The sequence below is a fragment of the Gemmiger gallinarum genome, assembly GCF_014982805.1.
Taxonomy (GTDB): domain Bacteria; phylum Bacillota; class Clostridia; order Oscillospirales; family Ruminococcaceae; genus Gemmiger; species Gemmiger gallinarum.
Genome location: NZ_JADCKC010000003.1, coordinates 676,819 through 697,438 on the forward strand (window position 1 = coordinate 676,819; position 20,620 = coordinate 697,438).

The following is a 20,620-nucleotide window of genomic DNA, read 5'->3' on the forward strand; positions in this document are numbered from 1 at the left end:
TTGCTGCATCTTTGCAACATTTTTGTGGTATCCTGCACAGGATAGGAAAGAATTCAGTTTTTCCGCGCGTCATGTTATAATGAAGTGGAATATTGGATTTTTTGCGGTTTTCCCCTGCTGTGCCGCTTCATTATTATAAAGAGGAGGTTCTCCGCCTTGCCCGCTGCCATCCCTGTCCTTGACCGTCCCGCTGCCCCGGGGCTTCGTGCTCCTTCCCTGCCCGTTCTTCTGCCCTGGGTCCTGACCGGCCTCTGCTTTGCCGCTTATCTGGCCGTCATCACCCTGTCGGGAGCCTCGCTGTTTGGGGCGGTGCGGTTTTTCTGTGCCGCCGCCCTCTATCTGGTTCTGCCAGGCTGGCTGATGGCCCGGCGTCTGGGGCCCCGTGCCCCCGGACTGCGCCCTCTGCTCACTGCCGTCTACGGCTGCGCCCTGCTGGGGGTCTGCTTCTGTGCGGGGGTACGGCTGAACGCCGGGTGGCTGGTGCATGTTGTGCCGCTGCTGGCTGCCGCCGGGCTGGCAATCTGGGAACGGCGCGCCCCCATTGACGGGGTCGTGCCCCTTTTCCGACGGCCGGGGCTTTCCGCCCTGCCTGCGGCCCTGCCCCTGCTGGCGGTTTTGTGGGGAATGCTCTGCCTGTTCTTTGCCCTGTCCTTCGGCGCCCGCAACGCCCATCCCCTGGCGGCGGGCAGCGTGGTGCTGGACAAGGACCTTTTATGGAACATCGGCAACGCCGAGGCCTTTCTGGACGCCTTTCCGCCCCAGGACATCCGCTTTTCCGGGGTGCGCTTTTCCTACCACTATCTCACCGAGCTGATGGCCGCCGCTCTGGCTGCCGTGGCCGGGGTCCCCTGCTACGATGTTTTCACCTTCTTTTCGGGCCCCCTGTTTTTGCTGGGAGAGCTGGCCGCCCTTTATTCCCTGGGCCTGATCCTGTATGAAGGCCAGGGCAAAAAGGCGGCGGTGCTGCCCGTGCTGCTCTTCGGCTTTCAGTCCGCCTCCATGTGGAAGGCCCTGCCCACCGGCGACGGTATCTTCGGCAACACCCTGCTGCGCCACCTGACCACCAACATCAACGCACAGGCCACCGCCGTCATTTTCTTTGCGGCTTTTCTGGGACTGTTCGCCCTCATCTCCCGGCAAAAGTTTGCCGTGGGGCCGGTGTGGTGGGCCGCTTACTTTGTGACCTTTGCCCTTTTCACTCTGGCAAAAGGCCCCCAGGCGGGCATCGCTCTCTGTGCCCTGGCGGTGGCCATGGTCTTTGTGCTGCTCTTCCAGAAGCCCAGATACGGCCGTGCACTGCTCTGCCTGGCAGGCACTGCGGCAGTGTTCGCCGGCATGTACCGGCTGCTCTACTCCGCCGGGGCTAACACCAGCATGATCTTCTCCATCTTTGCCATGGAAAAGACCCGGGCTTACCAGTGGCTGTCCCCCCTCACCGACTGGCTCTGCGCCCATCTGCCCATCTCCGGCTATGTGTGGCTGGTGGGCATCGGCATTGTGGATGCCTTTTTCATGATGCCCTTCCAGTTTGTACTGTGGCTGCGCAGCGTGCCCGGAGCCCTGCGGCACCTGCCCAAACTGGACCCCGCCCATATTTTCCTCCATGCCGGAACGGTGGGCGGCTTTCTGGCCTATCACATCTTCTGGCATGAGAGTTCCAGCCAGGTCTACTTTGCCCTGTTTGCCATGATCTGCATGACGCTGCCGGCGGTGGAACAGCTGCCCAAGCTGCGCAAACCCGGCCTCATGACTGCCGCCGGGTGGGTGTGCGGGGCGGCGGGCCTTTTGACCACCCTGTGCATGGCGCTGGCCCTCTGCCGCATCGGCGGGGCGCAGTTGGCCCGCACCACTGGGCTGACCGAAGCAGTGTCCGCCCCCAACGCCGCCACCGCCAGCGACGAGGAAGCCGCTCTGTGGATGAAAGAGAATCTCCCCGCCGGGACGGTCTTTGCCACCAACCGCACCAGCAGCACCCCCGCCACTGCCGAGGAGGACGGCATCTCCAACCTGTACACCGCCTTCTCGGGGGTACAGTGCTATATGGAGGGCTGGACCTATGCCATGAGCAACATGGGCGTGGAGCAGAGCATCGTGGAGCACCGCCGGGATGTGACGGCCCAACTTTTTGGCGGTTCCGCCGACGCCGACACGATCTCCGCCCTGTGTGAGGAGGAGGGCATCGACTGTCTGGTCTGGTCCAAACGGTTCGGCGGCAGCGCCCCCGCCCTCTCCCCCGCCTTTGAGAACGCCGACGTGGCCATCTATCTGCTGGAGTGACCCGCGGCGTGCCCTCCGGTCAAACAGTGAAATAAAACAAAAAGGCTCCCGCCTTTCCTTCCGTGCTGCTGCACGGGGAAGGGCGGGAACCTTTGCTTTTGGGGGCAGAAAACTTATTTCATGGTGACGAGGTCGTACTCCCGGGTGCCGATGCCGATCTTTTCGGCATGCTCCAGGCAGGTCTTGTACTCGGACTCGGGGGTGCAGTTCTCGAAGTGGTCGTGATGGTCGCAGAAGTCCGGTTTGGCCATCTGCTCGGTAAGCTGGGTGCCGGGCAGGGGCTGCTGCTTGAGGCAGGCATCCACGCAGGCCTGGTCGAGAGCCAGGGGGTCAAAGGAGGCAAACATGCCGATATCCGGCAGGATGGGCACGTCGTTCTCGGCGTGGCAGTCGCAGTTGGGGGAGATGTCCTGTACCAGCGACACATGGAAGTTGGGACGGCCGTCCACCACCGCCTTGGCGTACTCGGCCATGCGGCAGTTCAGGTCCTTGACCGCCGCCCAGTTGGCGAACTCGATGGCGTCGAAGTTGCAGGCGCCGATGCAGCGGCCGCAGCCCACGCAGTTGTCGGTGTTGATGTGCATCTTGCGGGTGGTCTCGTCAAAGGTCAGGCCGTTGTTGGCGCACTCATGCTGGCAGCAGCGGCAGCCGCGGCACTTGTCCTCATGGATGATGGGCTGACCGTTGTTGTGCTGGGCTTTCTTGCCGGCGCGGCTGCCGCAGCCCATGCCCAGGTTCTTGATGGCGCCGCCGAAGCCCGCCGTCTCGTGGCCCTTGAAGTGGTTCAGGCTGATGATGATGTCGGCGTCCATGACGGCGCGGCCGATGTAGGCCTCCTGGATGTACTCGCCGCCGTTGACGGGGACGGCAATGTCGTCGGTGCCCTTGAGGCCGTCGCCGATGAGGATGGGGCAGCCCACCGTCATGGGGGTGAAGCCGTTCTCCCAGGCGCAGTAAAGGTGCTCCAGGGCATTCTTGCGGCTGCCCGGATACAGGGTGTTGCAGTCGGTCAGGAAGGGCTTGCCGCCCAGCTCCTTGACCACATCGGCCACAGCCTTGGCGTAGTTGGGACGCAGGAAACCCAGGTTGCCCAGCTCGCCGAAGTGCATCTTGATGGCAACGAACTTGCCGTCCATATCGATCTGGTCAATGCCGGCCTTCTTCATCAGCCGCTTGAGCTTGGTGGGCAGACCCTCCCCCAGTCTGGTGCGGAAGTCGGTAAAATAGACTTTCGATTTCTCCATGTTTGTTATCCTCCCTTGCGCGGCGGCGGGCGCCGCGCTCTCCTGCGTGTCCGGCAATCACAGACAAAAAGCCGGACCGGTGATTCCAGTTACTAGGATACCACCGGACCGGCCAATGTGCAAATACTTATCCCGAATGCGCTTCCATACGCCCGGGCTATGGTTTTGCCCTCAGCAGAAATGCTCCTTGAGGAAATCGGTGAGGGCCTGTTCATCCACCTTGCGGTTGTTGTCAAAGTCGGCGGAGTTTTCCACATACTGGTTGAAACTCTTGACGGTGTAGACAGGCAGATTGCGGGGAATGGCCAGCTCCGCCTTGGCGGAGGTCATAACCACCCGGGCATCCACCATAAAGGGCCGGAACTTGCCCTGGCCGATGACCTCCCGCAGGGCGCGGCGGGCGTTTTCCGCCGAGAGCTGGGGATTTTCAAAGGTGCGGCGGACGCCGTCGTTGACCTGGGCCCAGCTGGGGTCGCTGCTGCCGTAGACGGTGCCGGTGTAGTCGGCGCCGTAGACTGCCGTCACCCCGTGGGGACCGACGATCATGGCACAGAAGGGGGTCTTTTCCGGGTCGGGCTGCACCAGGGTCAGGCCCCGGACTGCCACAGCCCGGCGCAGCTTGCGCACAAAGGCAGCGTTGGCGCCCTTGTCCCGCAGGGGGGCGGTGTCCTCCGGCCCGGCGTTGACCGCGCCTCCGTGGCGCTTGTTCTCGCCGCCGACAGCCCGATAATACAGCACAATGGCCACAATGCCGGCCAAAACCACAATCGCCAGTGCAATATACATCCCGATATCCATGGTGTTTTCCTCTCTTTGTTCGGTATTGATGAGCCGGGTCAGACCGCGCCGTACACGCCGCGGACGCTGACCTCTCCGGTAAAGATCCGGCGTTCCCCTGTGGCGTCGTCACACACCACCAGGCGGCCGTCGGTGTCCACATCCAGCGCCGTGCCCTCCCCGCCGTCATAGCTCACATGGCGGCCCAGGTTGACACAGTGGGTGCGGTAGTCGGACAGGAAAGGTGCGATGCCCTCCCGGGCAAAGCGGGGGATCACCGCCGAGAAGCCCGGCTCGGTAAGCCCGGCAGCCAGCACATCGGCGTCCCGCTCGGCACAGACCGGCACCCCGCTGGTCAGCAGGCTGGCGCCGTTGGGCAGACCCGCCGCGTCAAAATAGGACTGGGGCTGGGCCAGATTGATGCCGATGCCCAGGATCCAGGCGCCCTTGTCGGGCACACCCTCGCACAGAATGCCCACGATCTTTTTGCCGTCCAGCAGCAGGTCGTTGGGCCACTTGATGCGGCAGTCGATGCCGTAGAGGCCGTGGAGCACCTTGGCGGTGACCAGGCAGGACAAAAGGGGCAGCGTCTCGGGCTGGACCAGGTCCTCATGGACGACGCAGGAGTAATACAGCGCCTGTCCCGCGGCATTCACCCAGGTGCGTCCCAGGCGGCCCCGGCCGGCGGTCTGGCTGGTGGAGTACACCGCCCCCAGCGCCCCGAAGCGGTCCAGATGTTCCTTGGCCCAGGTGTTGGTGTTGTCCACACTGGGCAGGTAGATCAGCGGATGGTTCATGTTTCCACCCACTTCCAGTCATAGCTGCATTTGCCGTCCTCCACCGTGATGACGCCGTAGCAGCCGCTGTCCCGCAGGCTGCCGGGGTTGAACAGGGTGGGGACCCCCGGCACATCGGCGTTGAGCAGCCCCCGGTGATGGGTATGTCCGAAGAGGGCCACATCGGCCCCCCGGGCCTGGGCGGCGTCGGCCAGCTCTCCGTAGTCGCTCTTGACGTAGTAGAGATGGCCGTGAGTATAGAAGAAGAGCACCCCCGCAATGGGGGCCAACCCCTCCGCCGGGTCGGGGAAGCCGATGTCACAGTTGCCCCGCACCCGGTAGACCGGATAGGGCAGCGGGTCCCGCAGCAGATTGACGGCGCCGTCCAGATCAAACAGCCCGTCCCCCAGGAAGAACATTGCATCGGCCGTCTCGTTTTTCAAAATCCATCGCAGCGCGGGCAGACGCCCGTGTACGTCGCTGACCACCAGTATTTTCGCCTGGTCCATGTCGCACCTCACTCATCCGCCGGGGCAGCCTCATCGCTGTCCCGGTCGGCAATCAATTCCTTGTAGATCTCCCCGCGGGAGAAGGGCGTCCCCGCCGCGGCCTGTTTTGCCGCCGCCGAGGGGGGCGTTCCGGCCCGCAGAAGCGCTCTGGCCGCCGCCACCACCTCCGCCCTGGTCAGCTCCGGGGTGTCGGCGCCCTGTCCGGGCTGTGCCCCGGCCACCACCAGCACGTACTCCCCCCGGGGGTCGTTGGCCCGGTAGTAGGCCACCGCCGCCCCCAGCGTCGTCTTGACGATCTCCTCGTGGAGTTTGGTCAGCTCCCGGCAGAGGGTGACCGACCGGTCCTCCCCCAGCGCCGCCGTCAGGTCGTCCAGGGTGCCCCGCAGCTTGTGGGGGGCCTCATAGAGAAGGATGGTGCGCTCTTCCCCCCGCAATGCATCCAGCCGGGCCCGGCGCTCCTTTTTGGGCACCGGCAGAAAGCCCTCAAAAACAAACCGGGAGGTATCCTGTCCCGACACCGCCAGCGCCGTGATGCAGGCCGAGGCCCCCGGCACCGGCACCACCCGGATGCCCCGGTCCAGGGCGTCTTTCACCAGCACGGCGCCGGGGTCGCTGATGCAGGGCATGCCTGCGTCGGAGCAGAGGGCACAGGCCTCCCCCGCCTCGATGCGGGCCAGGATGGCATCCCCGTGGTGCAGGGCGTGCTCGTAGTAGCTGACCATGGGCTTTTTCAGCCCCAGATGGTTGAGCAGTTTCAGGGTGACGCGGGTGTCCTCCGCCGCGATGAAATCGGCCGCCTCAAAGGTTCTGGCCACCCGGGGGGGCATGTCCTCCAGGTTGCCGATGGGCGTCGCCACAAGATACAGCGTGCCTGCCATGGCAGCGCCTCCTTCCATTGGTTCTGCGGGGCGGAGAAGCACTCCTCCCCGAAAAGCCCCGGCGGCACCGGCCGGAAAGCACCGGGGGTGCCGAGCCGCGGCCGTGCCGGGAACGTTTTTTCGTCCCTTGGGGCAAATTTCGTCATTTTAGTTATTATATCGCCTCCCTGCGGGCAGGTCAACCGGCCTTTTGCACCAAAACAAAAGGCCGCCCGCCGAAGAGCGATTCTCCGGCAGGCGGCACATAACTGTCAGTTCATAAAAATGTCACTGGAAACGGCAGAGGCAAAGGGACTCAGGCGTCGGCCTTGACCTCGTTGACCAGCTTTTCGCCCCGGGCAAAGGCGCGGGCGTTTTCCATGGTGACGATGGCGATGCTCTGCAGCGCGGTACGGGTGAAGAAGGCCTGATGGCTGGTGATGACCACATTGGGGAAGCTGAGCAGCACCGGCACCACCTCGTTCTGGAGCACTTCGTCGGAGAAGTCCTCGAACACCTGTCCGTCCTCATCCTCGTAGACATCCAGGCCCACGCCGGCAAACTTGCGGGCGCGCAGGGCCTCGATGAGAGCCTCAGTGTCGATGAGGGCGCCCCGGCTGGTGTTGACCAGAATGGCAGAGTCCCGGATCATGCCGATGGTCTCCCGGTTGATGAGGTGATGGGTCTCGGCGGTGAGGGGGCAGTGGAGGCTGATGAGGTCGGAACCCCGCAGCAGTTCCTCCAGCGAGACATAGCGGACGATGCCCTCCAGAGAGGGGTTCTTGTACTGGTCGTAAGCCAGCACCGTCATGCCGTAGCCGTGGCAGATGCGGGCCATAGCAGCGCCGATGCGTCCGGTGCCGATGATGCCCGCCGAGGAACCGTAGAGATTGTAGCCCAGCAGGCCGTCCAGAGCGAAGTTGTTGTTGCGCACCTTGACGTAAGCCTTGCACAGACGGCGGTTGGCCGCCTGGGCCAGGGCCATGGCGTGCTCGGCCACGGCCTCGGGGCTGTAGCCCGGCACACGCAGCACCGTGATGCCCAGCCGCTTGGCCGCCGCCAGGTCCACGTTGTTGAAGCCGGCGCAGCGCATGAGCAGCAGCCGGATGCCGTTTTGGGCCAGCACTTCCAGCACCGGGGCGGAGCAGTCGGAGTTGACAAAGGCGCAGACGGCGTCGCCGCCCCTGGCCAGGGGAGCGGTGTCCACGTCCAGGTTGGCGGTCAAAAACTTGATCTCGCAGCCGTAGTCGGGGTCGGCGGCCAGGACATCGAAATAGTAATGGTCGTACTCTCTTGTGCCGAAAAACACGATCTTCATACAGGGGTCCTCCTTTTTGGTCGGGATCGATACGGGCGGGAATCTATATCATACTATTTTGGTGTGTTATCCCGTTTCCCATTATAGCATGCCCAATCGGTAAAAGGAAGCATTCCCGGCGCCAAGATTTTCTCCAGAGCCCAGGGGGATTTTATGGGTTTTGCCTGACTTTTCACGTCTTTTCCGGGGCGGTGCTCTCCACCTCTATACAGACGATCTCGGTGCGGCCCTGGGTGCGGAAGCGGTAGCCCCAGGTTCCCGTACCTCCCGACACGATGGCCGTGCAGCCGGGCGTCACTTGTTTTTTGCCGTAGTTGCGTTCGTTGCGGGCAGCCATGCCCACCGCACCGGCGGGCCAGACCTGTCCGCCGTGGGTGTGGCCGCTGAGGATCAGGTCGGCCCCCGCCGCCGCGGCGCGTTTGAAGTCCCGGGGCTCGTGGTCCAGCCAGAGGGTATAGTGGTCATCGGGGCCGCCGGGCAGCAGTTCCCCGGCGGAACAGCGGCGGCCCTGGGTGTAGAGGTAATCCTTGCGGCCCACCACCCGGATGCCGCCGGTGAGTACCGAGGCATCCTCCAGCAGGGTCACCCCGGCTTCGGCCAGGGCGGTCTGGAGGGCGGCGCGGTCAAAGCTGGGCTCCCGCCAGTGATGGAAGAGATCGTGGTTGCCCAGCACATAGTATTTGCCCAGGGGCGCCTTGAGCTCTGCAAACAGCCGGGCAAAGGCCTCAAATTCCTCCGGCTCGGTAAACTCATCAAAAATGTCCCCGGTAAGGACCAGCAGGTCAGGCTTGCAAGCCTCAATTTTCTGGCGCAGCTCGGGGATGCGGCCCCGGTGCATGGCGGCTTTGGGGTTGGGGTGGATGTCGCTGATCTGTACAATGGTCAGCCTGCCCCCGGGCAGGGCCTTGGATGTGGTCAGCCGGTAGCGGGTGGTGCGCAGGTTCAGCGCCTGCCGCCGCCCCCACCACCAGATGAGGGCGGTGAGCAGCCAGGGGGTCAGCCCCTCCAGCCAGAGGACCTGCCACGCCGTCCACACCGGACCGCCCAGCAGCCGGGCGGTCAGACCCAGCAGGTTCCCCGCGCAGTAGAGGGCCGTCAGGTAGCCCGCCAGCACCACGCCCAGCCCCAGGGGGTCCCGGGCCAGCCAGGCCAGCACCGCCACCAGGGCCAGGGGCGCGCCGTAGTAGAGCAGCGGCCAGGGTGCCAGCCATTGCAGGGGCGGCAGCTGCAGAAAGTTCCAGTACAGCAGCCCGGCCAGCGCCGCCTGCCCCACCCGGGGCAAAAAGAACTGAAAAAACGGATGATACATGTGACGTTCCCTCCTGCGGGGCGGGAAATCTTTGCCGCCCCGGTATCAGTATGTGCAGCGGGGGCGGTGGCCGTGCCTGCCATGCAAAAACCGGGCCGGCCGCCGCATGACGCGGGGCCGGCCCGGGCAATTACCGGATGTTCGGGGTGTCTCGGTCAGGCTTCGCCGTTTTTCTCACGGATGGCCTTGTCGATGGCCTTGGCAGCTTCCTTGCCGGCGCCCATGGCCAGGATAACGGTAGCCGCGCCGGTGACAGCGTCGCCGCCCGCGTAGACGAAGGGGCGGCTGGTCAGGCCGTCGGGACCGTCGGTGATGATGCAGCCGTGCTTGTCGGCGTCCAGGCCGGGGGTGGTGGAGCGGATCAGGGGGTTGGGGCTGGTGCCCAGGGCCATGATCATGGTGTCCACATCCAGTTCGAACTCGCTGCCCTGCTTGACGATGGGACGGCGGCGGCCGGAGGCATCCGGCTCACCCAGCTCCATCTCCACGCAGGTCATGCCGCGAACGCAGCCGTTCTCGTCGCTCAGAACCTCCACCGGGTTGGTGAGGGTCTTGAAGATGATGCCTTCCTCCTCGGCGTGCTCCACCTCTTCCTTACGGGCAGGCAGCTCGGCCATGCCCCGGCGGTAGACGATGTACACATTCTCGGCGCCCAGGCGCTTGGCGCAGCGGGCGGCGTCCATGGCCACGTTGCCGCCGCCCACAACGGCCACGGCATGGCTCTTCTGGATGGGAGTGCGGCTGTCGGGCAGGTAAGCCTTCATCAGGTTGACGCGGGTCAGGTACTCGTTGGCGGAGTAAACGCCCTTCAGGCTCTCGCCGGGGATGCCCATAAAGCGGGGCAGACCGGCGCCGGAGGCGATGTAGACAGCCTCAAAGCCGTACTCGCCCATAAGCTCGTCGATGGTCAGCACCTTGCCGATGACCATGTTGGTCTCGATGTCCACGCCCAGGGCGCGCAGGCCCTCAATCTCGGTCTGGACGATGTCCTTGGGCAGACGGAATTCGGGGATGCCGTACATGAGAACGCCGCCCGCCACGTGCAGCGCCTCAAAAATGGTGACCTTGTAGCCCATCTTGGCCAGGTCGCCGGCGGCGGTCAGGCCGGAGGGGCCTGCGCCGATGACAGCCACCTTGTGGCCGTTGGGAGCCGGCGGGGTGACCGGGGTATGTACGTTTTCCCGGTGCCAGTCAGCCACAAAGCGCTCCAGACGGCCGATGCCCACCGGCTCGCCCTTGATGCCGCGGACGCACTTGCCCTCGCACTGGTTTTCCTGGGGGCAGACGCGGCCGCAGACGGCGGGCAGAGCGCTGGAGGCGGACAATACCTGATAGGCGGCCTCAAAGTCGCCCTCGGCCACCTTGGCGATGAAGCCGGGGATGTCGATATCCACGGGGCAGCCGGAACGGCAGGGATGATTCTTGCACTGCAGGCAGCGCTTGGCCTCATTGACGGCCATGTCGGCGGTGTAGCCCAGAGCGACTTCCTTGAAGTTCTTGTTGCGGACGTTGGGGTCCTGGCTGGGCATGGGGCACTTTTTGGGGTCCATATTGGGCATGTTACTCGACCTCCTTCTTCAGCAGGTTGCACTCTGCTTCCCGGGCGTGGGCTTCAAAATCGCGGTACATGGTGCCGCGGTGCATGGCCTCGTCGAAATCGACCTCAAAGCCGTCGAAGTCGGGGCCGTCCACGCAGGCGAACATGGTCTTGCCGCCCACGGTCAGGCGGCAGCCGCCGCACATGCCGGTACCGTCGATCATGATGGGGTTCATGGAGACGACGGTCTTGACGTTGTATTTCTTGGTGACGGAAACCACGAATTTCATCATGATGAGGGGTCCGATGGTGATGACCTCGTCAAAATTCGCACCGTCCTGGATGCACTTTTCCAGCGGAGCGGTGACAACGCCCTTGTCGCCGTAGCTGCCGTCGTCGGTCATGAGGATGAGCTCATCGCAGCAGGCCCGGAACTCATCCTCCAGGATGACCAGGTCCTTGTTGCGGAAGCCCACGATGCCGGTGACCTTGGCGCCCGCCTCGTGGAGAGCACGGGCCACGGGCAGAGCGATGGCGCAGCCCACGCCGCCGCCCACCACGCAGACGTTCTTCAGGCCCTCGATCTCGGTGGGTTTGCCCAGGGGGCCGACAAAATCGTGGAGGCTGTCGCCCTGGTTCAGGCTGTTGAGCTGCATGGTGCCTGCGCCCACGATCTGATAAATGATGTCAACGGTGCCCGCAGCGGCGTCGGTCCCCGCAATGGTCAGGGGGATACGCTCGGAATCTTCCTTGGCGCGCAGAATGATGAACTGTCCCGGCTTCGCTTTTTTGGCGATCAGAGGTGCTTCGATCGACATTTCCGATACCGTGGGGTTCAGGCTGCGTTTCTTTACGATCTTAAACACGGTCGTTCTCCTTTTCCTTGACTGGATTTTTCCGGCGTGGCGATAGGGACAGGCCTTCCGCGCCGTGAAAGCATTACAGAGTAATTGTACGGCATTTTGCCCGCAATGTAAAGCAAAACTATTTATTGTGCTGAAGTGCCCGGCCGCCTTTTTCGGGCGGGGCAGTCACTTGATGAGCCGGTAGACCAGGCAGGGGCGTCCGCCGGTGCCGTAGTCCATGTCCCCGGCCACCATGCCCTGCTGGGCCAGATAGCTCATATACCGCCGCACCGTCACCACCGACAGCCCCGATGCCTCGGCAATGGCCTCGCAGGTATGGCGGCGGGCGGGGTCGGCCCGCAGGCAGGCCAGCACCCGCTCCTGGGTCTGGGCCTGCATTCCTTTGGGCAGGGGGGCGGGGGGCGCGGCATGCATCAGGCTGTCCAGAGCGCTCTGGTCCAGACTGCCCGCCCGCATGGCTGCCCGGCGGCGGCAGAATTCCTCCAGTGCCCGGCAGAACCGCTCGTAGGCAAAGGGCTTGACCAGATAGTCCACAATGCCCAGCCGGGTCAGGGCTTCCACGGTGGCGGCGTCGTTGGCGGCGGTGATCATGATAACGTCGGACGCCACCCCCGCAGCCCGGATGGACCGCAGCAGTTCCAGCCCGTTCATCTGGGGCATATAAAAGTCCAGGATGACCAGATCCGTCGGGTGGCGGGTCAGCCAGTCCAGCGCCTGCCGGGGGGCCGAGAAGGTCCTTGTCACGGTAAAGCGGCCGTCCTTTTCGGCGTAGCGGCGGTTGAGCTCGGTGATGATGGGATCGTCCTCCACAATAACCACTGTATACATAATTGCCTCCGGTCTCAGGGTTGGGATTGGGGTTCGGGTGCAGGGTCGGTCCCCTCGTCCTGTTCCGCCTCGGGCGGGCGGAAGGTCACGATGAAGGAGCTGCCCACCCCCTGGGTGGACTCCACCCGGATATCGCCGTTGTAGGCGTCCACCACGCTCTTGACCAGGAACAGGCCGGTGCCGTGGCTGCCGCCCTTGGTGGTAAAGCCCCGCTCAAAGATATGTTCCCGCAGTTCGGGCGTCATGCCGGGGCCGTTGTCGTCCACGCTGAGGATGAGGCCCCGGTCACTCTCCCGGATGGTCACATCCACCTCATGCAGCACCCCCGACGGCGCGTTGCTGAAGGCGTCCAGGGCATTGCCGATGAGGTTGCCCAGAATGGTGATGAGCCCTGCCGTGGGCAGGTAGTTGGCGTCGGCGGAAAGGTGGCTTTCGGGGTCCAGGGTCATGCGCACCCCCAGCTCGGCGGCGCGGCAGCTCTTGCCGATGAGCAGCGCCGCCACCGACGGCTCGGCAATGCGCTCGGAGATCATGCCCACCGACAAAGCCCGGGTCTGGGTCAGCTGCAAAACGTATTCCTCCGCCTGTTTGGCCTCTCCCAGCTGCAAAAGCCCCAGAATGACGTGGAGCTTGTTCATGAACTCATGGGTGTAGGCCCGCATGGCCTCCACAATGTGCTGCACGCCGGTGAGCTCTTTTGCCAGGTTTGCCACCTCGGTGCGGTTGCGGAAGATGGCCACCGCTCCCACGATCTTTCCGCCCCGCCATACCGGCATCCGATCGGACAGAATGCGCACATGCTTGAGGGATTCCAGCCCCACATTGTACTCCGCCCGGCCGGTGCGCATGACCCGGGGGATGGTGGACTGGGGATAGACCTGGGACAGGGGCTTTCCCACCACCGCGCTCTTGTCAAAGGAGAGCATCTCGGCGGCGGCGCGGTTGATGTATATAATATGTTTTTCCTTATCAATGGCCAGCATGCCCTCGTCCAGGGCGTCCAGCAGTTCCATCCGGCGGAGGAACAGATCCCGGAAGGCATCGGGCTCATAGCCCAGCAGGTCGCTCTTGATGCGGCGGGCCAGCTGGGTGCTCAGCAGCGTCCCCACTCCCAGAGCCGCTGCCCCGATGAGGAGATAGACGGCCAGCGTGCGCAGAACGGTATCGTGGATGGACTGCAGGTAGAGGCCGGCCATAACATAGCCCCGCACCGTCCCGTCCCGGTCCACCACGGCGGTATAGGCGCAGTGGTCAGCGCCCTCGGGGGCCTGGGCGTCGTCAAACACCGGCTCCCCTGACGCCTGGAGCAGTTCCATCAGGGCAGCGTCCAGCGGGGCGATGCGGTCCTCCCCGGAGCCGGTGTCATCGCCGGCCTCGGCGTCATAGAATACCTGAGGGCTGCCGTCGGGCCCGTACACTGCGAACAGATCGATGCCCGAAATATTCCGGGTAGCCTCTTCCACGTAGGCCGCCGCCTCCGCCCACTCTTCCCCGTCCGCCAGGGCCATGGCGTCCGCCACCGCCTGCACTGCCGCCGTGAGGGTGCGGTCCCGGGCGGCGCTCTCCTGGGTCAGGCTGATCCACAGCCCCGCGCCCGTAGCCAGGATCATGGCCACCAGAATGCCCAGCACCGACACCCGCCGGATCTGCTGGGACACCGTCTGTCCGGTCTGCTTTCTGTCCATGGCGCACCCTCCCGCTGTCCATATGCTCTGTGCCGCCGTTGACCGCGGCAGATTCTGATGCCATGATACCACATCGGACAAAATGCATCAATCTTGCACAAAATTGCACAAACCTTGCCCGGTTTTGTTCCCTGCTTCCCTGTCGCTTTGCACGGTTTTGTTTTTTTTATTTTCGTAACCCTTAACCGCTTTCCCGCGCAGGAGTAAGATGTAGGCGAAAAAGAGGTGAACAAGTTTGGAAGGTTTCAAACAAGCCCTGGTCGACGCGCTTGCCAACGAAACGGCCTTCACCATCCCGGTGCTGGGCGGCATTCCCATCTCCTCGGCGGTCCTGGTGAGCTGGATCATCATGGCCGTGTGGATGGTGGTCACGCTGCTGGCCACCCGGAACCTGAAGGTCCGCAACCCCGGCAAGGTGCAGGTCATCCTGGAATCTGCCGTTAATTTCCTCAACGGCTTCGTCAAGGAGACCATCGGTCCGCACTGGCGTCCCTTCGCCCCCTATCTGGGTACGGTGGCGCTGTACATCGGCCTGGCAAACATCATCAGCATTTTTGGTCTCGTTCCGCCCACCAAGGACGTCAGCGTGACCGCGGCTCTGGCCATTATGAGCCTGTTTCTGATCTACGGCGCGCAGTTCCGCTACAACGGCCTGCGCGGCGGCATGAAACGCTTTGCCGAGCCCATGCCCCTGCTGACCCCCATCAATCTGATGGAGATCGCCATCCGTCCGCTTGCTCTGTGCATGCGACTGTTCGGCAACGTTCTGGGCGCCTACATCATCATGGAGATGATCAAATATCTGGTGCCCGCCGTTGTCCCCGCCGTCTTCTGCATCTATTTTGATCTGTTCGACGGCCTGATCCAGACAATCGTCTTTGTCTTTTTGACCGCTCTGTTCGCGGGCGAGGGAATCAAGGAAGAAGAAGCCTGATCCCCGGCCCATCCCCCTGCGCGGCTGACCCCGCGCCACCCAACACGATATTATTTCAGGAGGAACGTATTATGTCTATCGGAATCATCGCCGCAGGTCTCGCAGTTCTCACCGGCATCGGCGCCGGCATCGGCATCGGCATTGCCACCGGCCACGCCAGCGACGCCATCGCCCGTCAGCCCGAAGCTTCCGGCAAGATCAACAGCACCCTGCTGCTGGGCTGCGCCATGGCCGAAGGCACTGCCATCTTCGGCTTCATCACCGCGCTCATCATCATCTTTGTCGGCTGAGGGAGGTGTGCCCAATGCTGGATTTCCAGCCCTGGACGATCTTTTTTACCATCGTCAACCTTTTGATTCTGTATTTCTTTTTCCGCAAGTTCCTGTTCGGCCGCATCAACGCTGTTCTTGAGCAGCGGGAGGAGCTGATCAAGAGCCAGATCTCCGAAGCCGAGGAGAACAACTCCAAGGCTGCGGCTCTGAAACAGGAGTATGAGACCAAGCTGGCCGGTGCCCGCGAGGAAGCCGCCCAGCTGGTCACCGACGCAAAGAACCGCGCCGACCAGGCCTATGCCGACCGCATGGCCCAGGCCGAGGCCGACGCCAAGAAGACCGCCGTGGAGGCGGAGGCCCGCATTGCGGCCGAACGCAGCGAAATGATGCGTCAGGCCCGGGGCGAGGTGGCGCGTCTGGCCGTCATGGCTGCGACCGAGGTTGCAGGCAAGCGTCTGGACACCGACTCCGACCGTGCGCTGGCCGAGGAGTTTTTGGCAAAGGTGGGTGAGGAGCAATGAGCGAAGCGACCGAGCGTTACGCGGCGGCCCTCTTTGGGACCGTGAACGGCGATGCCCGAATCGTGCGCGAAGCCGCCGATGCCCTGATGGCGGACGCCCGCCTTTGGAACACGCTGCAGAGCCCCGCTGTCACCGCCGCTGAAAAGAAGGAGCTCATTGCCGGTGCCGCCTGCCTGGACGGCCGGGACGAGCTGAAAGCTTTTCTGACCCTGCTGGCGGAGGAAGACCACCTTGCCGCCCTGCCCCAGGTCATGGCGGAATTTTCCCGCCTGGCCCTGGCTGCCGAGGGCGGCGTCAACTGCCTGGTGACCTGCGCCCGTGAGCCGGATGAGGCCACCCGGGAAGCCATCCGCAAGGCAGTGTGCAAGCTGCGCGGCGCGTCCAACGCCGTTTTGCAGATCAAGATCGATCCCTCCCTGCTGGGCGGCTTTGTGCTGGATGTGGACGGCGTCACCTACGACCGCAGCGTCAAAGGCCGTCTCAACCGCCTGGCCAAGGGCATTCAGGACGGCCCCGCCGACGCCGACCTTGACAAGCTGGCCAACCAGATGAAGCAGTCGCTGCAGGGCAACTCCGGCGACGCCATGGCCACCGAGACCGGCCGCGTCATGGAGATCGGCGACGGCATCGCCACCGTCAGCGGCCTGCGCCGCGCGGTCTACGGCGAGCTGGTGGAGTTCGAGAACGGCACCCCCGGCATCATTCTGGACCTGCGCCGCAAGCGCACCGGTGTTGTTCTGCTGGGCAGCCAGGAGGGCTTGGCCGAGGGCAGCATCGTCCGCCGCACCGGCCGTCCCGCCGACGTGCCCGTGGGCGACGGTCTCATCGGCCGTACCGTGGACGCCCTGGCCCGCCCCATCGACGGCCTGGGCCCCATCGAGTGCACCGAGACCCGCCCCATCGAACATGAGGCCCCCGGCGTCATCAGCCGTGAGCCGGTCAACCAGCCCATGCAGACCGGCATTCTAGCCATCGACGCCATGGTCCCCATCGGCCGCGGCCAGCGTGAGCTCATCATCGGCGACCGCCAGACCGGCAAGACCTCCATCGCCATTGACGCCATCCTGAACCAGAAGGGTCAGGACATGATCTGCATCTACGTGGGCATCGGCCAGAAGGCTTCCACCATCGCCCGCCTGCGTGAGACGCTGAAAAAGCACGGCGCCATGGATTACAGCATCATCGTTTCCGCCACCGCAGGCGAGTCTGCTCCCATGCAGTACATTGCTCCCTATACCGGTGCCGCCATCGGCGAGTACTTCATGTCCAAGGGCCGGGATGTGCTTATCGTCTACGACGACCTGTCCAAGCACGCGGTGGCATACCGTACCCTGTCCCTGCTTTTGCGCCGCTCCCCCGGCCGTGAGGCTTACCCCGGCGATGTCTTCTACCTGCATTCCCGCCTGCTGGAGCGCGCCTGCCGCCTGACCAAGGAATACGGCGGCGGTTCCATGACGGCCCTGCCCATCGTAGAGACCCAGGCGGGCGACGTTTCCGCCTACATTCCCACCAACGTCATTTCCATCACCGACGGTCAGATCTATCTGGAAAGCAACCTCTTCTTCGCCGGACAGCGTCCCGCCGTCAATGTGGGCCTGTCGGTGTCCCGTGTGGGCGGCTCCGCCCAGACCCGGGCTATCAAAAAGACCGCCGGCACCCTGCGTATCGACCTGTCCCGTTACCGCGAACTGGAAGTTTTCACCCAGTTCAGCTCCGATCTGGACGCCGAGACCCGCCAGACGCTGGATCACGGCAAGCGCATGATGGCGCTGCTGCGTCAGCCCCTGTGCCAGCCTCAGTCGGTCAGCCGTCAGTCGGTGAGCCTCTACATTGCTACCGCCGGTCTGCTGGACGACGTTCCTCTGGAAAAGGTCAACTCGTTTGCCAAAGACTTTGCCGATCTGCTCGACCGTGAACAGCCCGCGCTCATGCAGGAGATCGACGACACCGGTTCTCTTTCCGGCGCCGCCACCGAGCAGATCCGCACGACGCTGGAAAGCTATAAAGAGCAGGTGAGCGCCACATGGAAAGCATAAAGGAGATCCGTACCCACATCGACAGCGTTGAGCAGACCCTCAAGATCACCAACGCCATGTACCTGATCTCTTCCTCCAAGCTGCGCAAGGCCCGCCGCCAGCTCAACGACGTTCAGCCCTACTTCATGAAGATCACCGAGACCATCTCGGATATCCTTCACCGTGCGGCGGACGTGGACCACGCCTATTTTGACCGCCGGCCGGACAAAAAGCACCGGATCGGCTACATCGTCATCACCGGCGACAAGGGTCTGGCAGGTGCCTACAACCACAATGTCCTGCGCATGGCCGAGGAACACATCGCCAAGGACGCAGACGCCACTCTGTTCGTCATTGGTCAGGCGGGGCGCAACTATTTCCGCCATCGGGGCATCCAGGTGGACGGCGAGTTCATGTACACCGCCCAGGACCCCACCATCTACCGTGCCCGGGAGATCAGCGATACCTTTATCGACCTGTTCCGCAAGGGCCGCCTGGATGAGATCTATGTGGTCTACACCGAGATGGTCTCCGCCATGAAGCTGGAGCCCAAGATGATCAAGCTGCTGCCCCTGGACCGGGACGCCTTCCCCTGGAATCCCCGTCCCCGGGCCGACGGCACCGAGCGCCGGGAGGTCACCTACATGCCCTCCCCCGGGCAGGTCCTCAACCACATTGTGCCCAGCTACCTGAAGAGCGTGCTGTTCGGCACCATGGTGGAGTCCTTCTGCTCCGAGCAGAACGCCCGCATGAGCGCCATGGACACCGCCACCGACAATGCCCGCTCGCTGCTCAAGGAGCTGTCGCTGCACTACAACCGCGCCCGCCAGAGCGCCATCACCCAGGAGATCACCGAGATCGTGGGCGGCTCTCAGCCCTCCGGCGAAGATGACTGGGACGACGATTGGGATGACGACTGGGACGACGCCGCTGAGTGATTGTTATCCGGCCCCGGGCCGGAGTTCGAGATAGAAAGGAAAGACTGCAATGCAACACAAAGGTGTGATCGCGCAGGTGCTGGGCCCTGTCGTCGACGTTCAGTTCGACGAGGGCAGCCTGCCGCAGATCAACGAGGAGCTGGTCGTTGAAAAAGACGGCGAGCGCCGCGTGATGGAAGTTGCCCGCGATGTGGGTCACGGCGCCGTGCGCTGCATCCTGCTTTCGCCGGGCGAGGGTCTTGCCCGCGGCGACGAGGTCATCGCCCAGGGCCACGCCATCGAGACGCCCGTGGGCGAGGCCACTCTGGGCCGCATGTTCAACGTCCTGGGCGACCCCATCGACGAAAAAGGCCCTGTGGATGCTCCCGAAAAGTGGTCCATTCACCGCGACCCGCCCCCGTTTGAAAAGCAGAACCCCACCGCTGAGATCCTGGAGACCGGCATCAAGGTCATCGACCTGCTGGCCCCCTACACCCGCGGCGGCAAGATCGGCCTGTTCGGCGGCGCCGGCGTGGGCAAGACTGTCCTGATCCAGGAGCTGATCCGCAACATCGCCACCGAGCACGGCGGCTACTCCATCTTTACCGGCGTCGGCGAGCGTACCCGTGAGGGCAACGACCTCTGGCGCGAGATGGGCGAGTCCGGCGTTCTGCAAAAGACCGCCCTGGTCTTCGGCCAGATGAACGAGCCGCCGGGAGCCCGTATGCGCGTGGCTCTTACCGGCCTGACCATGGCCGAATACTTCCGCGACCGTCAGAAGCAGAACGTACTGCTCTTCATCGACAATATTTTCCGTTATGTGCAGGCCGGCTCCGAGGTCAGCGCCCTGATGGGCCGCATGCCCTCCGCCGTCGGTTACCAGCCCACCCTGGCCGATGAGGTCGGCGCTCTGCAGGAGCGCATCACCTCCACCAAGGACGGGTCCATCACCTCGGTGCAGGCCGTCTACGTGCCCGCCGACGACCTGACCGACCCCGCCCCGGCCACCACCTTCAGCCACCTGGACGCCACCACCGTGCTTTCCCGTAAGATCGTGGAGCAGGGCATCTACCCCGCCGTCGATCCTCTGGAATCCACCAGCCGCATCCTGGAGCCCGATCTGGTGGGCCGCCGCCATTACGACATCGCCCGGGGCGCTCAGGAGCTGCTCCAGCGCTACCGCGACCTGCAGGACATCATCGCCATCCTGGGCATGGAAGAACTGTCCGAGGAGGACCGCCGCACCGTCGCCCGCGCGCGCCGCATGCAGCAGTACTTCTCCCAGCCCATGTTCGTGGCCGAGACCTTCACCGGTCTGGAAGGCCGCTATGTCCCGCTGGAAGAGACCCTCAAGGGCTTTGAGGCCCTGCTGGGCGGCGAGCTGGATAAATATCCCGAGTCGGCCTTCTCCATGGTCGGCACTGTTGACGAGGTGCGCGAGAAAGCGCGCGCTCAGGGGGCGATCTGATGGAAAAGACCTTCCTGCTGGAGATCATCACCCCGGAAAAGCGTTTTTTCACCGGTGAGGTCGAGAGCCTGATCATTCCTGCGGTGGACGGCAGCTACGGCGTTCAGGCCGGGCATGAGCCCATCGTCACCGCCATCGAGCCGGGCGAGGCCCGCTACAAGGTGGACGGCGTGTGGTATACCGCCGTGGTGACCCAGGGCTTTGCCGAGATCATGTCCGACTACGCCGTCGTTCTGGTCTCCACAGCCGAACGCCCCGAGGACATCGACGAAGCCCGCGCCCGCCGTGCCAAGGAGCGCGCCGAGGAACGTCTGCGCCAGCACGTCAGCAAGCAGCAGTACTTCCGCAGCAAAGCTGCCCTGGCCCGCGCCACCGCCCGACTGCACGGCAGCAGCCACAGAAAATAAACGCGTATCATCTTTTTTTCATAGAGGGGTTGACGCCCGCCGTGCCCGCCGGATCTCCGGCCGCACGGCGGGCGTCGTGTTTTGCTTTCCTGCCTTCCCGCCT

At 63.9% G+C, this 20,620-nt stretch carries 19 protein-coding genes; 8 read left to right on the top strand and 11 right to left on the bottom strand.

The window, feature by feature from the left end:
• Positions 1-156: 156 nt before the first annotated feature.
• Complete coding sequence (locus tag INF35_RS12315; RefSeq protein ID WP_193502853.1) at positions 157-2,277, top strand: hypothetical protein; 2,121 nt, start codon at positions 157-159, stop codon at positions 2,275-2,277.
• A 113-nt stretch (positions 2,278-2,390) separates the two neighbouring features.
• On the opposite strand, the gene INF35_RS12320 is transcribed toward INF35_RS12315, so the two are convergent.
• From INF35_RS12320 to INF35_RS12370, 11 genes are all read right to left on the bottom strand, one after another.
• Positions 2,391-3,521: a DUF362 domain-containing protein gene (locus INF35_RS12320; protein ID WP_193502854.1), complete on the bottom strand. Its 1,131-nt coding sequence runs from the start codon at positions 3,519-3,521 to the stop codon at positions 2,391-2,393.
• A 171-nt stretch (positions 3,522-3,692) separates the two neighbouring features.
• Positions 3,693-4,319 (bottom strand): nuclease-related domain-containing protein, encoded by a 627-nt coding sequence (locus INF35_RS12325; RefSeq protein WP_193502855.1) that lies wholly within the window; start codon positions 4,317-4,319, stop codon positions 3,693-3,695.
• Positions 4,320-4,357: 38 nt separating this feature from the next.
• Positions 4,358-5,095 (bottom strand): biotin--[acetyl-CoA-carboxylase] ligase, encoded by a 738-nt coding sequence (locus INF35_RS12330; RefSeq protein WP_193502856.1) that lies wholly within the window; start codon positions 5,093-5,095, stop codon positions 4,358-4,360.
• Positions 5,092-5,583 carry a metallophosphoesterase family protein gene (locus INF35_RS12335; RefSeq protein WP_193502858.1) on the bottom strand — a complete coding sequence of 164 codons (492 nt, stop codon included), beginning with the start codon at positions 5,581-5,583 and terminating at the stop codon, positions 5,092-5,094. The genes INF35_RS12330 and INF35_RS12335 overlap by 4 nt, the downstream gene beginning before the upstream one ends.
• 8 nt (positions 5,584-5,591) lie before the next feature.
• The gene (gene rsmI / locus INF35_RS12340) at positions 5,592-6,461 is read right to left on the bottom strand and encodes a 16S rRNA (cytidine(1402)-2'-O)-methyltransferase (protein WP_193502860.1); all 870 of its coding nucleotides are present in this window, start codon (positions 6,459-6,461) and stop codon (positions 5,592-5,594) included.
• 295 nt (positions 6,462-6,756) lie between these two features.
• Entirely contained in the window at positions 6,757-7,758 is a 1,002-nt protein-coding gene (locus INF35_RS12345; RefSeq protein WP_193502862.1) for a 2-hydroxyacid dehydrogenase, read from the bottom strand.
• Positions 7,759-7,930: 172 nt separating this feature from the next.
• Entirely contained in the window at positions 7,931-9,067 is a 1,137-nt protein-coding gene (locus INF35_RS12350) for a metallophosphoesterase (RefSeq protein ID WP_193502864.1), read from the bottom strand.
• A 155-nt stretch (positions 9,068-9,222) separates the two neighbouring features.
• Positions 9,223-10,626, bottom strand: coding sequence for an NADPH-dependent glutamate synthase (gltA, locus tag INF35_RS12355; RefSeq protein WP_193502866.1), 1,404 nt, complete (start codon positions 10,624-10,626; stop codon positions 9,223-9,225).
• Between the two features lies 1 nt (position 10,627).
• Positions 10,628-11,470: a sulfide/dihydroorotate dehydrogenase-like FAD/NAD-binding protein gene (locus INF35_RS12360; protein WP_193502868.1), complete on the bottom strand. Its 843-nt coding sequence runs from the start codon at positions 11,468-11,470 to the stop codon at positions 10,628-10,630.
• Between the two features lie 165 nt (positions 11,471-11,635).
• On the bottom strand, positions 11,636-12,298 hold the full coding sequence (locus INF35_RS12365; RefSeq protein ID WP_193502870.1) for a response regulator: 663 nt from the start codon (positions 12,296-12,298) through the stop codon (positions 11,636-11,638).
• Between the two features lie 14 nt (positions 12,299-12,312).
• Positions 12,313-13,983: a sensor histidine kinase gene (locus INF35_RS12370; protein ID WP_193502872.1), complete on the bottom strand. Its 1,671-nt coding sequence runs from the start codon at positions 13,981-13,983 to the stop codon at positions 12,313-12,315.
• A gap of 235 nt (positions 13,984-14,218) precedes the next feature.
• Here INF35_RS12370 and INF35_RS12375 point away from each other — a divergent pair, with 235 nt between their 5' ends.
• From INF35_RS12375 to INF35_RS12405, 7 genes are all read left to right on the top strand, one after another.
• Positions 14,219-14,917 carry a F0F1 ATP synthase subunit A gene (locus tag INF35_RS12375; protein WP_193502874.1) on the top strand — a complete coding sequence of 233 codons (699 nt, stop codon included), beginning with the start codon at positions 14,219-14,221 and terminating at the stop codon, positions 14,915-14,917.
• Positions 14,918-14,988: 71 nt separating this feature from the next.
• Complete coding sequence (gene atpE / locus INF35_RS12380; RefSeq protein WP_193502876.1) at positions 14,989-15,207, top strand: ATP synthase F0 subunit C; 219 nt, start codon at positions 14,989-14,991, stop codon at positions 15,205-15,207.
• Positions 15,208-15,221: 14 nt separating this feature from the next.
• A complete protein-coding gene (gene atpF, locus INF35_RS12385) occupies positions 15,222-15,710 on the top strand; it encodes a F0F1 ATP synthase subunit B (RefSeq protein WP_193502878.1) in 489 nt (162 codons plus the stop codon).
• Complete coding sequence (atpA, locus tag INF35_RS12390) at positions 15,707-17,746, top strand: F0F1 ATP synthase subunit alpha (protein ID WP_193502880.1); 2,040 nt, start codon at positions 15,707-15,709, stop codon at positions 17,744-17,746. Before atpF ends, atpA begins: the two co-directional genes overlap by 4 nt.
• A complete protein-coding gene (gene atpG / locus INF35_RS12395; RefSeq protein ID WP_193502882.1) occupies positions 17,734-18,663 on the top strand; it encodes an ATP synthase F1 subunit gamma in 930 nt (309 codons plus the stop codon). The genes atpA and atpG overlap by 13 nt, the downstream gene beginning before the upstream one ends.
• Before the next feature lie 49 nt (positions 18,664-18,712).
• On the top strand, positions 18,713-20,110 hold the full coding sequence (gene atpD, locus INF35_RS12400; protein ID WP_193502884.1) for a F0F1 ATP synthase subunit beta: 1,398 nt from the start codon (positions 18,713-18,715) through the stop codon (positions 20,108-20,110).
• Positions 20,110-20,517: a F0F1 ATP synthase subunit epsilon gene (locus INF35_RS12405; RefSeq protein ID WP_193502886.1), complete on the top strand. Its 408-nt coding sequence runs from the start codon at positions 20,110-20,112 to the stop codon at positions 20,515-20,517. The genes atpD and INF35_RS12405 overlap by 1 nt, the downstream gene beginning before the upstream one ends.
• The last annotated feature ends 103 nt before the right edge of the window (positions 20,518-20,620 follow it).

Excerpts from the sequence above, each read along its gene's own strand:
- INF35_RS12320 (WP_193502854.1), bottom strand. The coding sequence starts at position 3,521 with ATGGAGAAATCGAAAGTCTATTTTACCGACTTCCGCACCAGACTGGGG.
- INF35_RS12325 (WP_193502855.1), bottom strand. The coding sequence starts at position 4,319 with ATGGATATCGGGATGTATATTGCACTGGCGATTGTGGTTTTGGCCGGC.
- INF35_RS12330 (WP_193502856.1), bottom strand. The coding sequence starts at position 5,095 with ATGAACCATCCGCTGATCTACCTGCCCAGTGTGGACAACACCAACACC.
- INF35_RS12335 (WP_193502858.1), bottom strand. The coding sequence starts at position 5,583 with ATGGACCAGGCGAAAATACTGGTGGTCAGCGACGTACACGGGCGTCTG.
- rsmI (WP_193502860.1), bottom strand. The coding sequence starts at position 6,461 with ATGGCAGGCACGCTGTATCTTGTGGCGACGCCCATCGGCAACCTGGAG.
- INF35_RS12345 (WP_193502862.1), bottom strand. The coding sequence starts at position 7,758 with ATGAAGATCGTGTTTTTCGGCACAAGAGAGTACGACCATTACTATTTC.
- INF35_RS12350 (WP_193502864.1), bottom strand. The coding sequence starts at position 9,067 with ATGTATCATCCGTTTTTTCAGTTCTTTTTGCCCCGGGTGGGGCAGGCG.
- gltA (WP_193502866.1), bottom strand. The coding sequence starts at position 10,626 with ATGCCCAATATGGACCCCAAAAAGTGCCCCATGCCCAGCCAGGACCCC.
- INF35_RS12365 (WP_193502870.1), bottom strand. The coding sequence starts at position 12,298 with ATGTATACAGTGGTTATTGTGGAGGACGATCCCATCATCACCGAGCTC.
- INF35_RS12370 (WP_193502872.1), bottom strand. The coding sequence starts at position 13,983 with ATGGACAGAAAGCAGACCGGACAGACGGTGTCCCAGCAGATCCGGCGG.
- atpE (WP_193502876.1), top strand. The coding sequence starts at position 14,989 with ATGTCTATCGGAATCATCGCCGCAGGTCTCGCAGTTCTCACCGGCATC.
- atpF (WP_193502878.1), top strand. The coding sequence starts at position 15,222 with ATGCTGGATTTCCAGCCCTGGACGATCTTTTTTACCATCGTCAACCTT.
- atpA (WP_193502880.1), top strand. The coding sequence starts at position 15,707 with ATGAGCGAAGCGACCGAGCGTTACGCGGCGGCCCTCTTTGGGACCGTG.
- atpG (WP_193502882.1), top strand. The coding sequence starts at position 17,734 with ATGGAAAGCATAAAGGAGATCCGTACCCACATCGACAGCGTTGAGCAG.
- atpD (WP_193502884.1), top strand. The coding sequence starts at position 18,713 with ATGCAACACAAAGGTGTGATCGCGCAGGTGCTGGGCCCTGTCGTCGAC.
- INF35_RS12405 (WP_193502886.1), top strand. The coding sequence starts at position 20,110 with ATGGAAAAGACCTTCCTGCTGGAGATCATCACCCCGGAAAAGCGTTTT.